At 67.9% G+C, this 13,290-nt stretch carries 15 protein-coding genes; 9 read left to right on the top strand and 6 right to left on the bottom strand.

Annotation, left to right across the window (positions count from 1 at the left end; genetic code table 11):
• A partial coding sequence (locus B2X67_RS05655) for an aromatic ring-hydroxylating oxygenase subunit alpha (RefSeq protein WP_286784881.1) occupies positions 1 to 838 on the top strand: 838 nt, incomplete at its 5' end.
• 25 nt (positions 839 to 863) lie between these two features.
• On the opposite strand, the gene B2X67_RS05660 is transcribed toward B2X67_RS05655, so the two are convergent.
• Positions 864 to 1,955 carry a calcium:proton antiporter gene (locus B2X67_RS05660; RefSeq protein ID WP_286784882.1) on the bottom strand — a complete coding sequence of 364 codons (1,092 nt, stop codon included), beginning with the start codon at positions 1,953 to 1,955 and terminating at the stop codon, positions 864 to 866.
• A gap of 221 nt (positions 1,956 to 2,176) precedes the next feature.
• On the opposite strand from B2X67_RS05660, the gene B2X67_RS05665 reads away from it, so the two are divergent.
• The 3 genes from B2X67_RS05665 to B2X67_RS05675 all read left to right on the top strand — a co-directional run bounded on the left by B2X67_RS05665 (position 2,177) and on the right by B2X67_RS05675 (position 5,617).
• Positions 2,177 to 3,259 (top strand): BMP family ABC transporter substrate-binding protein, encoded by a 1,083-nt coding sequence (locus B2X67_RS05665; protein WP_286784883.1) that lies wholly within the window; start codon positions 2,177 to 2,179, stop codon positions 3,257 to 3,259.
• Between the two features lie 335 nt (positions 3,260 to 3,594).
• On the top strand, positions 3,595 to 4,566 hold the full coding sequence (locus B2X67_RS05670) for a 2-oxoglutarate and iron-dependent oxygenase domain-containing protein (protein WP_286784884.1): 972 nt from the start codon (positions 3,595 to 3,597) through the stop codon (positions 4,564 to 4,566).
• A gap of 103 nt (positions 4,567 to 4,669) precedes the next feature.
• A complete protein-coding gene (locus B2X67_RS05675; protein ID WP_282340783.1) occupies positions 4,670 to 5,617 on the top strand; it encodes an adenosine deaminase in 948 nt (315 codons plus the stop codon).
• A gap of 83 nt (positions 5,618 to 5,700) precedes the next feature.
• Here B2X67_RS05675 and B2X67_RS05680 read toward each other — a convergent pair whose 3' ends face one another.
• The 3 genes from B2X67_RS05680 to B2X67_RS05690 all read right to left on the bottom strand — a co-directional run bounded on the left by B2X67_RS05680 (position 5,701) and on the right by B2X67_RS05690 (position 7,625).
• Positions 5,701 to 6,183, bottom strand: coding sequence for a copper chaperone PCu(A)C (locus B2X67_RS05680; protein WP_282340782.1), 483 nt, complete (start codon positions 6,181 to 6,183; stop codon positions 5,701 to 5,703).
• A gap of 79 nt (positions 6,184 to 6,262) precedes the next feature.
• The gene (locus tag B2X67_RS05685) at positions 6,263 to 6,649 is read right to left on the bottom strand and encodes a DUF2946 family protein (protein WP_286784885.1); all 387 of its coding nucleotides are present in this window, start codon (positions 6,647 to 6,649) and stop codon (positions 6,263 to 6,265) included.
• A gap of 58 nt (positions 6,650 to 6,707) precedes the next feature.
• Positions 6,708 to 7,625, bottom strand: a complete 918-nt coding sequence (locus B2X67_RS05690; protein ID WP_286784886.1) for a LysR family transcriptional regulator — start codon at positions 7,623 to 7,625, stop codon at positions 6,708 to 6,710.
• A gap of 103 nt (positions 7,626 to 7,728) precedes the next feature.
• Between B2X67_RS05690 and B2X67_RS05695 the strand changes: the two genes are divergently transcribed.
• Positions 7,729 to 8,742, top strand: coding sequence for a zinc-binding alcohol dehydrogenase family protein (locus tag B2X67_RS05695; RefSeq protein WP_286784887.1), 1,014 nt, complete (start codon positions 7,729 to 7,731; stop codon positions 8,740 to 8,742).
• A gap of 105 nt (positions 8,743 to 8,847) precedes the next feature.
• Entirely contained in the window at positions 8,848 to 9,021 is a 174-nt protein-coding gene (locus B2X67_RS05700) for a hypothetical protein (protein ID WP_282340774.1), read from the top strand.
• Positions 9,022 to 9,081: 60 nt separating this feature from the next.
• On the opposite strand, the gene B2X67_RS05705 is transcribed toward B2X67_RS05700, so the two are convergent.
• Together B2X67_RS05705 and B2X67_RS05710 are read right to left on the bottom strand one after the other, a co-directional pair.
• Positions 9,082 to 10,275, bottom strand: coding sequence for a multidrug effflux MFS transporter (locus B2X67_RS05705; RefSeq protein ID WP_286784888.1), 1,194 nt, complete (start codon positions 10,273 to 10,275; stop codon positions 9,082 to 9,084).
• Between the two features lie 171 nt (positions 10,276 to 10,446).
• The gene (locus tag B2X67_RS05710; RefSeq protein ID WP_286784889.1) at positions 10,447 to 10,644 is read right to left on the bottom strand and encodes a heavy-metal-associated domain-containing protein; all 198 of its coding nucleotides are present in this window, start codon (positions 10,642 to 10,644) and stop codon (positions 10,447 to 10,449) included.
• Between the two features lie 89 nt (positions 10,645 to 10,733).
• Between B2X67_RS05710 and B2X67_RS05715 the strand changes: the two genes are divergently transcribed.
• The 3 genes from B2X67_RS05715 to B2X67_RS05725 form a co-directional block, all read left to right on the top strand.
• Positions 10,734 to 11,108 carry a hypothetical protein gene (locus B2X67_RS05715; protein ID WP_286784890.1) on the top strand — a complete coding sequence of 125 codons (375 nt, stop codon included), beginning with the start codon at positions 10,734 to 10,736 and terminating at the stop codon, positions 11,106 to 11,108.
• A 103-nt stretch (positions 11,109 to 11,211) separates the two neighbouring features.
• Positions 11,212 to 11,736, top strand: a complete 525-nt coding sequence (locus B2X67_RS05720; protein ID WP_286784891.1) for a cytochrome b — start codon at positions 11,212 to 11,214, stop codon at positions 11,734 to 11,736.
• A 75-nt stretch (positions 11,737 to 11,811) separates the two neighbouring features.
• Positions 11,812 to 13,290, top strand: a 1,479-nt coding sequence (locus tag B2X67_RS05725) for a heavy metal translocating P-type ATPase (protein WP_286784892.1), incomplete at its 3' end; no start/stop codon positions are given.

Raw genomic sequence — 13,290 nt, forward strand, 5'->3', positions numbered from 1 at the left:
CGACCAGTGCCCGCACCGCGGCGCCGCGCTGTCGCTCGGCGCGGTAAGCGGCGAGAGCCTGGCCTGCCCGTACCACGGCTGGCAGTTCGACGCCGCCGGCCGCTGTCGCCACTACCCCGCGCACCCCGGCCGCGAACCGTCGGAGCAGGCGCGGGTACGCACCTTCCACTGCCTCGAGCAGGACGGCTGCCTGTGGGTCTGCCCGGGCACGCCGCGGCGACCGCCGCCGCGCCTGCCGGAGGTCGGCGATCCGGCCTACCGCAGCCTGCTGGTCTGCGAAACCACGGTGGCGGCGAATGCCTACCGAGTGATCGAGAACTTCCTCGACATGGCGCACTTCGGCTTCGTCCACCCCGGCACCCTGGGCGCCGGCGACGACGGGGAAATCGCCGCGTACCGCCTCGAAACCCATGACGACGGCTTCATCGCCCGCGACTGCCGGGTGATCCAGCGCCAGGGCAACCTGCAGGCGCAAGGTCCGTCGGAGGTGCTCTACGACTACGAGCTGATCGCCCTGACCAGCGCGGTGCTGCACAAGAAGGGCGCGGACGGCGCCCGCGCCTCCGACGTGATCCGCCTGTTCGTGGTGCCGCTGGACGAGGAGCGCAGCCAGTTGCGCATGCACCTGAGCTACGACTACGTCGAGGCGGTGAGCGAGGCGGACGTGATCGCCTTCAACCGGAGCATCCTGCAGGAAGACGTGCCGATCCTCGAGTCGCAGCGGCCGGTGCGGTTGCCGCTGCATACCACGCTGGAAGTCAGCCAGCCGGCGGACCTCAGCAGCATCCAGTACCGGCGGCACCTGAAGCGCCTGCAGATCGGCTATGGCGTCTGCTGACGACCGCCGCACGCGGCCCGAGCGTTCAAAGCCCCAGCAGCGACAGCATGATGAAGGTGGCGAACAGCACGAAGTGGGTCATGCCCTCGATGGCGTTGGTCTCGCCATCGTTGAGGTTGATCGCCGCGACGATCAGGGTGATGAGCACCATCACCGTCTGCACCGGCGTCATCGCCATCTCGAACGGCTGGCCGGTGTACAGGGCCATGGCCTCCATCACCGGCACGGTGAGGATCACCGTCGACAACGAGGCGCCGAGGGCGATGTTGACCACCGACTGCATGCGGTTGGCCAGCGCGGCGCGCAGGGCCGTGAGAATTTCCGGGCTGGCGGAGATCGCCGCCACCAGGATCGCGGCGATCACCGGCGGCGCGCCGCTGCCCTCCAGGCCGGTGCTCAGCGCCTTGGACATCACCTCGGCGAGGGCGCCGATCACCACGACGCCCACGCAGAGCATCGCGATCGACAGGCTGCGGCTGCCACCGGCGGGGTGTTCGGCGGCGCCGCCCTTGCGCACCTTCTTCTCCGGGTAGCTGTAGCTGAAGAAGTAGCTGTGCGCGCCGACCTGCATGCGCAGGAACACGCCGTAGAGCACCAGCATCGCGCCGATGGTGAAGATCGAGTAGAGGTGCCACTTCTCGCTGGGAATGAACTCCGGCACCACCATGGAGATGCCCATGGCGGTGAGGATCATCACGCTGTAGGTACGCGCGGAATCGTCGTTGTACGGTTGCTCGCCGTGCTTGAAGCCGCCGAGCAGCGCGGCCAGACCGAGGATGCCGTTGAGGTCGAGCATCACCGCCGCGTAGATGGTGTCGCGCACCAGCGTCGGCGACGGCTCGTGGCTCATCAGGATGGCCAGGATCACCACCTCGACGAGCACCGCGGAGAGCGTCAGGATCATCGTGCCGTAGGGATCGCCGACCTTTTCCGCGAGCACTTCGGCGTGGTGGGCGACGCGCATCGAGGCGCAGACGATGGCGCCGATCAGCACGCCGGCGGTGATCAGCGCGCTGCTACGACCGGCGTCCAGCAGCGTGCCTTCCAGGGCGTAGGCGGCAATCGTGGCGACGATCGCCAGCACGGTCAGTTTCTCGTCTCGGAGCAGCGCAAGCATGGTGGCCGGAATCCTTGTTGGTCGATGATCGCCACGCACCAGTGCATGGCGGCCTGTGCTTCCCATGCACCAGCCCGGCCCATCGCGCTTCGCGCGAGGCCGGGTTCGCGGGCGCGCTAACGGCGCCGCCGGGTTATTTGTCTAGTTGGTCAGCTTTTTGCAATCATCCGGCAGCCCCAGGGCCGACACGCAAAACATACGAACAAGGAGCCTCACCCATCATGCAGAAGAAGTCGAAGAAAACCATGCTGCGCGCACTCGTCGCCGCCCTCGGATTCAGCGCCACACTCGGGGCCTACGCCGCCGATCCGCTGAAGGTCGGCTTCGTCTACGTCGGCCCGGTTGGCGACCACGGCTGGACCTACCAACACGAACTGGGCCGCCGCGCGGTCGCCGAGAAATTCGGCGACAAGGTCGAGACCAGCTTCGTCGAGAACGTCGCCGAAGGCGCCGACGCCGAACGCGTCATCCGCAACATGGCCAAAGGCGGTTACGACCTGATCTTCACCACCTCGTTCGGCTACATGAACCCGACCGCCAAGGTTGCCAAGCAGTTCCCCAAAGTGGTGTTCGATCACGCCACCGGCTACAAGCAGGACAAGAACCTCGGCACCTACCTGTCGCGCTCCTATGAAGGCCGCTACGTCGGCGGTTTCCTCGCCGCCAAGATGACCAAGAGCAAGGTCGTCGGCTACGTCGCCTCGATGCCGATTCCGGAAGTCATCCGCGACATCAACTCGATCCAGCTGGCGTTGGACAAGTACAACCCCGGCACCGAAATCAAGGTCGTGTGGGTCAACTCCTGGTTCGATCCGGGCAAGGAAGCCGACGCCGCCAACGCCCTCATCGACCAGGGCGCCGACGTGATCTTCCAGCACACCGACAGCCCCGCGCCGATCCAGGCCGCCGAGCGTCGTGGCGTCTACTCCATCGGCTACGCGTCGGACATGGCCCACTTCGGCCCGAAAGCCGTGCTGACCTCCATCGTCAACAACTGGGCGCCCTACTACATCAAGGAAACCCAGGCGGTCATGGACGGCACCTGGAAATCCGAGGACTTCTGGGGCGGCCTGCATGACGACACCATCGAGCTGCCGATCAGCGACCTGGTGCCGGCCGACGTGAAAGCCGAAGCCGAAACCATCATCGCCAACATCAAGGACGGTTCCTTCCACCCGTTCACCGGTCCGATCAAGGACCAGGCCGGCACCGTGCGCATTCCCGCCGGCGTCACCGCCAGCAATGCCGACCTCGCCGGCATGAACTTCTACGTGCAAGGCATCAAGGCCGAGCTGCCGAAGTAAGCCCCCGCCTGGCCGACCGGGTCGGCCAGGCACGATTACCGCGCGCGGCGCCACCCGGCGTTCCGCGCACCGTTCACGCTTCACGCTTCACGTCGAGGAAACGCCAGCCGCCACGCGCGGCGCGCGTCCGGGAAGGCCATGCCGCCGCCCGGCGCCTCGTCGGAATCGATTGATGCCTCGCGAATGACGAGGCCAAACTTGCGAAAATCGCCAGAAGTCGTGCCGTCCCTCCTCGTCGACGGGGAGAACCGCACACAGGGGCCGGACCATTCCGTCCGACCTCAAATCGCTGCCCGGTACGAGAAGACTCGCAGCACCCGCTTTTCGGAGCACACATGAACTCACTCCCGATCATCGACATCAGCCCCCTCTACGGTCCGGACGAAAGCGCCTGGGCCGACGTCGCCCGGCAGATCGACGCCGCCTGCCGCGACTTCGGATTCCTCTACATCAAGGGTCATCCGATCCCGGCCGAGCGCATCGAAGCGCTGCTCACCGCCGCCCGGACCTTCTTCGAGAGCCCGCTGGAAGAGAAGCTGAAGATCGACATCACGCAGACCAGCCACCACCGCGGCTACGGGGCCATCGCCACCGAGCAGCTCGACCCGGCGCTGCCCAGCGACCTCAAGGAAACCTTCGACATGGGCCTCGACCTGCCCGCGTCGCATCCCGACGTGCTGGCCGGCAAACCGCTGCGCGGAACCAACCGTCACCCGCAGCAGGACGGCTGGCGCGAGCTGTTCGAGCAGCATTACAACGACATGCAGGACCTGGCCAAGACCCTGCTGCGCGCCATCGCCATGGCCCTGGACATCGAGCGCGACTTCTTCGACAAGCGCTTCGAGCAGCCGGTCAGCGCCTTCCGCGTGATCCACTACCCGCCGCGCCAGACCGCCACCAGCCCCGACCAGCAGGGCGCCGGCGCGCACACCGACTACGGCTGCGTGACGGTGCTCTATCAGGACCCGGCCGGCGGCCTGCAGGTGCAGAACGTCAACGGCGAATGGATCGACGCGCCCTACGTCGAGGGCACCTTCGTGATCAACATCGGCGACATGATGGCGCGCTGGAGCAACGACCGTTACAAGTCGACGCCGCACCGGGTGATCAGCCCGCTGGGCGTGCACCGCTACTCGATGCCGTTCTTCGCCGAGCCGCACCCGGACACCGTGGTCGCCTGCTTGCCGAACTGCTCCGACGCCAGCAACCCGCCGAAGTACCCGGCGACTACCTGCGCCGAATGGCTGCTGTCGCGCTTCGCCGCGACCTACGCCTACCGTCGCGAGCTGGAAGCCGAAGCCGTCTGACGGCGATCTCCGGGAGCGTCGCCGCGCTCCCGGACCACCACGGCGCGGCCCTTTACCGCGCCTCGGTTGGTAAACTGGCAAAAACCGCCTGAGAGAGCCCCCCATGTACGACTGGCTGAACGCCCTGCCCAAGGCCGAACTGCACCTGCATCTTGAGGGTTCGCTGGAGCCCGAGCTGCTCTTCGCCCTGGCCGAGCGCAACAAGATCGCGCTGCCCTGGGGCGACGTGGAAAGCCTGCGTGGCGCCTACGCGTTCAACAACCTGCAGGAGTTCCTCGACCTCTACTACCAGGGCGCCAACGTGCTGCGCCATGAACAGGACTTCTACGACCTGACCTGGGCCTACCTGGAAAAGTGCAAGGCGCAGAACGTCATCCACACCGAACCCTTCTTCGACCCGCAGACCCACACCGACCGTGGCGTGCCCTTCGAGGTGGTGCTCGACGGCATCGCCGGCGCGCTCAAGGACGGTCGCGACAAGCTGGGCATCAGCAGCGGGCTGATCCTCAGCTTCCTGCGGCACCTGAGCGAGGACGAAGCCCAGGCCACCCTCGACCAGGCCCTGCCGTTCCGCGACGCCTTCGTCGCCGTCGGCCTGGACAGCTCCGAAGTCGGCCATCCGCCGAGCAAGTTCCGCCGCGTGTTCGACCGCGCCCGCGCCGAGGGCTTCCTCACCGTCGCTCATGCCGGAGAGGAAGGCCCGCCCGAATACATCTGGGAAGCGCTGGACCTGCTCAAGGTCAGCCGTATCGACCACGGCGTGCGCGCCGCGGAAGACCCGAAACTGATCGAGAGACTGATCGACGATCAGATTCCGCTCACCGTGTGCCCGCTGTCCAACACCAAGCTCTGCGTGTTCGACGACATGAGCCAACACAACATCCTCGAGTTGCTCGAGCGCGGCGTGAAGGTGACGGTGAATTCGGACGACCCGGCCTACTTCGGCGGCTACGTCACGGAGAACTTCCAGGCCCTGCACGAGAGCCTCGGCATGACCCAGGACCAGGCCAGGCGCCTGGCGCAGAACAGCCTGGACGCGCGCCTGGCGTAACCCCGCCAGCGATGCGCGCGGCGCACCCTACAACACCCGTAGGGTGCGCCGTGCGCACCAAGGGCACCGAACGGCGCTGCGACTCAGTGCTTGTGCTCGCCGTCCATCTTCATCCCCGCCGCCGGCGCATCCGCCTGAACCGCCACCTCGACCTGCACGTCGCCGGCCTTTTCGAAGTGCAGCGTCAGCGGGAAGCGCTCGCCCAGCGCCGGATGCTTGTTCAGCTCGAAGAGCATCACGTGGTAGCCGCCGGGAGCGAAGCGGGCTTCGCCACCGACCGGCACGTCCACGGCCTGCACCTGCTGCATCTTCATCATCCCGTCCGCGCCGTGCACGTGCTCGTGCAGTTCGGCGCGGGCGGCGATCGGGGTGTCGGCGCCGAGCAGGCGGTCGGCGGTCTTGCCTTTGTTGTGCACCACAAAATAGGCGGCGATGGTCGGCGCCACCGGCGGCATCGCGCGCGACCACGGGTGGTCGATGTGCAACTGGCCGACCTCGTATTCATGGGCGGCGGCGTTCAGGGCGCAGGCACAGAGCGTGGCCAGCAGGAGAGCTTTCTTCAGCATGGTGAATCCTCGAAATCGGAAAACGGGCGCCTTGTGGCGCGGATCGCGGTCGCAGCGGCGCTGCGCGGTCAGCGGGTAATCAGCCGAGGAAGAGCGGGGAGGCGCGCGGATTGGCCGAGGGCCAGACATCGCGAGGCGCGGCCGGCGTGCGCGGGGGGATGGCGGAGGACGTGACGTCCACAGCCGCGGGGGCGAACAGGCGCCAGAGGCTGCCCGACGCCGAAGGGCTGTCGCCGGCCGAGCAAAGTGGGCATTGCAGATCGGCGAGCAGGGGCGTCGAACGGTCGCCGCCTTCCTTCAGCGCTGCGCCGGAGTTACCCAGCGCCGAACAGAAGCCGCCACCGACGCCGGCGAGGTCGAAGCCGCTCATCTGCCCACGGTGCAGGCTGCTGGCGAATGCGCCGAGCAGAACGCTGAACAGCAGCGCCCCGAGCAGCGACGCGGAATGGCGGCGGGAGAAGGTCATGCCGGCGACTCTACCACCCGACCCGAAAGCGGCAAATGACCTGCCGCAGGCTCCGCACTCACGCCGCGAAGGGCGCGTTGGCCAGCAGCGCCTGGCAGTGCCGCGCCACGTGCTCGCGCAGCAGGTGCACCGCACGGTTGAGCTGGGCGCGGTGCGCGCAGATCAGGTTCAGCGGCGCCGCGTCGCCCGGCATGCCCGAAAGCAGCACACGCAGCCGGCCGGCCTGAACGTCGGCGGCGACATCCAGCCAGGACTTGTAGACCAGCCCGCGCCCGGCCAGCGCCCAGCGGCGCACCACGTCGGCATCGTCGCTGCTGCGGTCGCCGCTCACCGTCACGCCACGTTCGCGGCGGCCATCGCTGAAGCTCCAGCGGTCGTGCAGCCGCCCGGCGATCATGTAGAGCAGGCAGTTGTGTGCGCCGAGGTCCTCCAGGCGACGCGGCTCGCCGTGCGCGGCCAGGTACTCGGGCGACGCGCAGAGCACCCGGCGGTTGCCCGGCGCCACCGGCAGCGCGACCAGACTGGAATCCTCCGGCGCGCCGTAGCGCAGGGCGATGTCCACCGGCTGGCGGAACAGGTCGGCATTGCGGTCGCCCAGCAGCAGGCGAAGTTGCAGCTGCGGATGCGCCTGCTGGAAGGTGTCGAGCCAGGGCAACAGCAGGTTGCGCCCGAGGTCGGAGGGCGCCGAGAGCTGCAGCAGGCCGCCGATCTCGGCGCGCCCGCTGAGCAACAGGTCACGCCCCTCGGCGAGGTTCTGCAGCGCGTTGCGGGCGAACACCAGGTACTGCTCGCCTTCCGCGGTCAGCCGCAGGCTGCGGGTGGAGCGGGTGAATAGCCGGCTGGCCAGCTCCTGCTCCAGGCGCTTGAGCGCGGCGCTGGCCACAGCCGGCGACAGATCGAGCAGCCGCGCGGCGGCGGACAAACTGCCCAGCTCGGCGGTACGGACGAACACCTGCAAGTCATCCAGACGAAGCATTTTCAATTCCACGTTGAAACAGACTCTATTCCTACCGGGTTTTTACAATCCCGAAAATAGGCGAGCATGCCTTCACTTCGAAAAACCTCACGGGAGAACCCTCATGAAAGCCATCGCCTACACCCAGTCGCTGCCCATCGACGATCCGCAATCGCTGCAGGACATCGAGCTGCCCGAGCCCACGCCCGGCCCGCGCGACCTGCTGGTGGAGGTGCGGGCGATCTCGGTGAACCCGGTGGATACCAAGATCCGCCGCAACGTGCAGCCTGAGGCGGGCCAGCCCAAGGTGCTCGGCTGGGATGTCGCCGGCGTGGTCAGGGCGGTCGGTGCCGAGGTCAGCCTGTTCAAGGTGGGCGACGAAGTGTTCTACGCCGGCGCGCTGGACCGCCCGGGCGCCAACAGCGAGCTGCACCGGGTCGACGAACGCCTGGTCGGGCACCGCCCGCAATCGCTGGACTTCGCCCAGAGCGCAGCGCTGCCGCTGACCGCGATCACCGCCTGGGAGCTGCTCTTCGAGCGTTTGCAGATCGCCGAGGGCGAGGCCTCGCGCGGGCAGAGCCTGCTGATCGTCGGTGCCAGCGGTGGTGTCGGTTCGATCCTCACCCAGCTGGCCACCAGGCTCACCGGGCTGACGGTGATCGGCAGCGCCTCGCGGCCGCAAACCCAGGAATGGGTGAAGAGCCTCGGCGCCCACCACGTGATCGACCACAGCAAGCCGCTGGCCGAAGAACTCCAGCGTATCGGCGTCGGCCAGGTCACCCACGTTGCCAGCCTGACCCACACCGACCAGCACCTGGCGCAGATCGTCGAAGCGCTCGCCCCGCAGGGCAAACTGGCGCTGATCGACGACCCGGAGTCGCTGGACATCCGCCAGCTCAAGCGCAAGAGCCTGTCGCTGCACTGGGAGTTCATGTACACCCGTTCGCTGTTCCAGACCGACGACATGATCGAGCAGCACAGGCTTCTCGAGCGGGTCTCCGGGCTGCTCGATTCGGGCGTGCTGCGCACCACCGTCGGCGAGCACTTCGGCCGCATCGACGCCGCCAACCTGCGCCGCGCCCATGCCCTGCTGGAGAGCAACAGGTCGGTGGGCAAGATCGTGCTGGAAGGCTTCTGAGGGCTACGGTGGAGAGCGGCGTTTCGTCGGCTGCTTGACTCAGGTCAGCGGCTGCCGGGGATTCGCGCCTAACCTGCAGATTCCACCTTTTCGGGAGGTTATGGCATGAAGATCTCGGTCCGCGACACCGGAACCCCCTCGAGGCGCTGGCAGGTGCAACTCGACGGCTTCGCCGTGCAGTTTCGCAACGAAGCGGAAGCCCGCCAGTTCGTCAGCACCCTGCAAACGCGCCTGAACGCCCCGCACCCGCTGCCGCACAGGCTGCTGCGCTCCGCCTGAGGGCGCATCCCCGAACGCCGCAGTCGCCCTCCGGACGGCTGCGGCGTTTTCGTGTCCGGACTATTCGTTCGACGGGTGCGCGAGGGTGGTCTCCAACTGCCCGCTGAACCAGGCCAGCACCGCCGCGATCAGCCCGCAGAGCGCGATGACCGACGCCATCGGAACCGCGCTGCCATCGTGCAGCGCGCCGACCAGCCAAGAGGCGCCAGCGGCCACGGCGAACTGCAGGCTGCCCATCAGCGCCGATGCGCTGCCGGCGTGCTGGCCCTGCTTGGCCATGGCGCAGGCGGACGCGTTGGGGATGATGCAACCCAGGCTGGCCATGCCGATGAACAGCGGCACCATCAGCACCCACAACTGGGCCGGGCGGAACAGCGCCAGCAGCAACAGCGCCGCGCCGGCGAAGAAGTACAACCACACCAGCCGGCGCAGCCAGAAACTCGGCCCACGCAGGCGCAGCAGCCGCGCGTTGATCTGCGCGGCGAGGATGAAGCCCGCCGCATTGCTGCCGAACAACCAGCCGTAATGCTCGGCCGGCACGTCGTAAAGCTCGATGAAGACGAACGGCGACCCGGCGATGTAGGCGAACATCCCGGCCATCGCCACGCCGCCCGAGAGGCCGAAGGCGAGAAACTCGGGGTCGCGCAACAGGCCGAGGTAGCGCCGCAGGGTGCCGCTCAGGGGCGGACGGGGATGATCCGCGGAGAGGGTTTCCGGCAACCACAGCGCCACACCGGCCCCGGCCAGGGCGCCGAACAGGGTCAGGCAGACGAAGATCGAGGCCCAGCCGAAGCTGTTCAGCAGGAAACCGCCCGCGAAGGGCGCGAGGATCGGCGCCAGGCCCATCACCAGCATCAGTTGCGAGAACACCTTGGCGCCGTTCACCGGGTCGCACATATCACGCACCACGGCGCGGGAAATCACCATCCCGGCGCAACCACCAAGCGCCTGGACGAAACGCGCGGCGATCAGCCACTCCAGGCTCGGCGCCAGGGCGCAGGCAATGGACGCGAGGGTGAACAGGCCGACGCCGAACAACAGCGGCCCACGCCGGCCGAAGCGATCGGCCATCGGCCCGTAGCCCAGCTGGCCGATGGCCAGACCGGCGAAATAGGCCGCCAGGGACAGTTGCACATGCTCCACGTCGGTGCCGAAGGCGACCGCCATGGCGGGGAAACTGGGCAGGTAGAAATCGATGGCCATCGGCCCGAAGGCACTCAGGGAGCCGAGGATCAACAGCAGGCGTAACGGCATGCGTAGGCATCTCCAGGGGATACGGGATGCCCGCCGCGCGCGGACGCGGCAGGCCGGCGTCTGACGCGCCCTGACCGACAAGGGTACCCAGACCACCGGCGAATTACACCTCGTTGCGCAGGCGCGGCGACTCCCGGTCCGCGGCTGCCGTCGCTGTCACACCGCGCCTGTTCAGGCGGCGTCGACCTGATAGCCCTCCTCGCGGATCGCCTCGATCAGCGCCTGCGCCTCGGCCTCGCTTTCCACCCGGACTTCCTTGGCCGCCAGATCGACCTCGACCTGCGCCTGCGGATCGACACCCTTCAACGCTCCGGTCACCGCACGTACGCAATGGCCGCAGGTCATGCCTTGAACCTTGAATATCTGCATGGAATCAACTCCTCTAAGGAAAGTGATTGCAGTCTGGACCTTCACCTCATGGCAAGGTCAAGGCTGTCCCTGTCTCAGGAGTAACGCCGATGCGCCGTTCATTGATCGCCCTCACGCTCGCCTGCCTGGCCGGGTTGCCGCCGACCGTCAGCGCCCAGCAACCCGATGGCTACGCGGTGCTGATCGTCTCGCGCGACCGCCTCGAACTCGCCAGCCTGTGCGACATCGGCGTCTACCTGCAGGACGAACTGGCGGCGCGGCTGATGCCGGGACAGGAGGCGGCGTTCAACCTGCCGCCGGGCGCGCTATCGATTCGTGTCGACTCGATCAGCGGGCCGGGCCCGTGCAAACCGGGGATGCTCCGTCGGAGTCCCCAGCGCATCGACCTGCGGGCCGGGGAGATTCGTCACTACGACCTCGCGCTCGGCGTTGGCGGCTACTACCTGCAGGCCGGCAACCGCTGACTGCGCGGCAACATTCGGTACAAAAGCCTCGTGACCGGCGTTTGCGTATCCCCCTTCAAAACAGCAGGGTATATTTAGCCTGCTAATGATGAGGGAACACAGAATGGCCCGTTACTCGAACTCCCAGATCGCCCTGCACTGGCTCACCGCCGTGTTGATGGGGCTGATCATCGCCCTGCCCTACGGTCGCGATTTCTTCGGCGACTTCCTCGGCGGCACCGGCGGCGTATTCGTTTTGCACAAATCCCTCGGTCTCGCCGTGCTGGCGCTGACCGTGCTGCGCCTGCTGGTTCGCACGCGCCACGGCGCGCCGCAGATACTCCCGCGCGATGCCGTGTGGCAACAGCGCGCGGCCAAGGCCGGACACGCGCTGCTGTACCTGCTGCTGGTGCTGATGCCGCTCTCCGGCCTGCTGTTCGGCAAACGCCCGCTGGAGCTGTTCTGGCTGATCCCCCTCGAGCCGCTGCCGCTGTCCGACACCACCCGCGCGGCGGCCAAGTGGTTCCACGTCACCGCGCAGTGGCTGCTCTTCGCGATGATCCTCGGCCACGCACTGATGGCGCTGGTGCACCACTACGGCAAACGCGACGGCGTGCTCGCCGCGATGCTGCCGGCGGCGCGCGGCTGAGTCTTCGCGCTTCCGCTTGACCTTGCCCGGGGGGCAAGGTTGAGCATGGGGTCATCGGTCATTCAGGAGTCTCCCATGCCCAGCCCGCCCCTTCGCTACGACCTGCCCATCGCCGGCATGACCTGCGCGTCCTGCGCCGGTCGCGTCGAACGCGCGCTGGGCAAGGTGCCCGGCGTCAGCGTGGCCAGCGTCAATCTGGCGCTGGAGCGCGCGCATGTCGAAGCCGACGGCGTCGCCCTCGACGACCTGATCGGCGCGGTGCAAAAAGCCGGCTATGAGGTCCCTAGCCAGCGCCTGGAGTTGGCTATCGACGGCATGACCTGCGCCTCCTGCGTCGGCCGCGTCGAGCGCGCGCTGCTCAAACAGCCCGGCGTGCGCAGCGCCAGCGTCAACCTGGCCACCGAACGCGCGCATCTCGAACTGCTCGGCAGTGTCGAGCCGGCCGCGCTGATCAAGGCCGTCGAAGCGGCCGGCTACCACGCTCGGCCGATCGAGGAAGGCGCGCCGACCGTGGATGCCGCCGCGCGCCAGCTGCGCCGCGAGCGCCGGGCGCTGATCCTCGCCCTGGTGCTCGCCGCGCCCCTGGTGCTGCCGATGCTCGCCCAGCCGTTCGGCCTGCACCTGATGCTGCCGGCCTGGCTGCAGTTCCTTCTCGCCACGCCGGTGCAGTTCATTCTCGGCGCGCGTTTCTACGTCGCCGCCTTCAAGGCGGTGCGCGCCGGCGCCGGCAACATGGACCTGCTGGTCGCCCTCGGCACCAGCGCCGGCTACGGGCTGAGCCTCTACCAATGGTGGACGGCGCATCCCGGCCACACGCCGCACCTGTATTTCGAGGCTTCGGCGGTGGTCATCGCCCTGGTGCTGCTCGGCAAGTACCTGGAAAGCCGCGCCAAACGCCAGACCAGCGCGGCGATCCGCGCCCTCGAAGCGCTGCGCCCGGAACGTGCGGTGCGCCTGGTGGAGGGTCGTGAAGAGGAGGTGGGCATCGCCGAGCTGCGCCTGGACGATGTCCTGCGCGTGCTGCCCGGCGAACGCTTCCCGGTGGACGGCGAGGTGCTGGAAGGTGAAAGCCACGCCGACGAGGCGCTGATCAGCGGCGAGAGCCTGCCGGTGCCGAAACGCCCGGGCGACCGGGTCACCGGCGGCGCGATCAACGGCGAGGGCCGCCTGCTGATACGCACCACCGCGCTCGGTGGGGAAAGCGTGCTGGCGCGGATCATCCGCCTGGTAGAGGACGCCCAGGCAGCCAAGGCCCCGATCCAGAAGCTGGTGGACAGGGTCAGCCAGGTGTTCGTCCCGGCGGTGCTGGTGATCGCCGTAGTCACCCTGGCCGGCTGGCTGCTCGCTGGGGCCGGCATCGAAACCGCGCTGATCAACGCCGTCGCCGTGCTGGTCATCGCCTGCCCCTGCGCCCTCGGCCTGGCCACGCCGACCGCGATCATGGCCGGCACCGGCGTCGCCGCGCGCCACGGCATCCTGATCAAGGATGCCGAAGCGCTGGAGCTGGCCCACGCGATCACCGACGTGGCCTTCGACAAGACCGGCACGCTGACC

Origin of the sequence: Pseudomonas sp. UBA3153, assembly GCF_002364635.1 — a bacterium.
Taxonomy (GTDB): Bacteria; Pseudomonadota; Gammaproteobacteria; order Pseudomonadales; family Pseudomonadaceae; genus Pseudomonas_O; species Pseudomonas_O kuykendallii.

Coding starts and splice junctions, on each gene's coding strand:
- B2X67_RS05675 (WP_282340783.1), top strand. CDS start 4,670: ATGTACGACTGGCTGAACGCCCTGCCCAAGGCCGAACTGCACCTGCAT.
- B2X67_RS05670 (WP_286784884.1), top strand. CDS start 3,595: ATGAACTCACTCCCGATCATCGACATCAGCCCCCTCTACGGTCCGGAC.
- B2X67_RS05715 (WP_286784890.1), top strand. CDS start 10,734: ATGCGCCGTTCATTGATCGCCCTCACGCTCGCCTGCCTGGCCGGGTTG.
- B2X67_RS05680 (WP_282340782.1), bottom strand. CDS start 6,183: ATGCTGAAGAAAGCTCTCCTGCTGGCCACGCTCTGTGCCTGCGCCCTG.
- B2X67_RS05660 (WP_286784882.1), bottom strand. CDS start 1,955: ATGCTTGCGCTGCTCCGAGACGAGAAACTGACCGTGCTGGCGATCGTC.
- B2X67_RS05665 (WP_286784883.1), top strand. CDS start 2,177: ATGCAGAAGAAGTCGAAGAAAACCATGCTGCGCGCACTCGTCGCCGCC.
- B2X67_RS05690 (WP_286784886.1), bottom strand. CDS start 7,625: ATGCTTCGTCTGGATGACTTGCAGGTGTTCGTCCGTACCGCCGAGCTG.
- B2X67_RS05720 (WP_286784891.1), top strand. CDS start 11,212: ATGGCCCGTTACTCGAACTCCCAGATCGCCCTGCACTGGCTCACCGCC.
- B2X67_RS05705 (WP_286784888.1), bottom strand. CDS start 10,275: ATGCCGTTACGCCTGCTGTTGATCCTCGGCTCCCTGAGTGCCTTCGGG.
- B2X67_RS05695 (WP_286784887.1), top strand. CDS start 7,729: ATGAAAGCCATCGCCTACACCCAGTCGCTGCCCATCGACGATCCGCAA.
- B2X67_RS05685 (WP_286784885.1), bottom strand. CDS start 6,649: ATGACCTTCTCCCGCCGCCATTCCGCGTCGCTGCTCGGGGCGCTGCTG.
- B2X67_RS05710 (WP_286784889.1), bottom strand. CDS start 10,644: ATGCAGATATTCAAGGTTCAAGGCATGACCTGCGGCCATTGCGTACGT.
- B2X67_RS05700 (WP_282340774.1), top strand. CDS start 8,848: ATGAAGATCTCGGTCCGCGACACCGGAACCCCCTCGAGGCGCTGGCAG.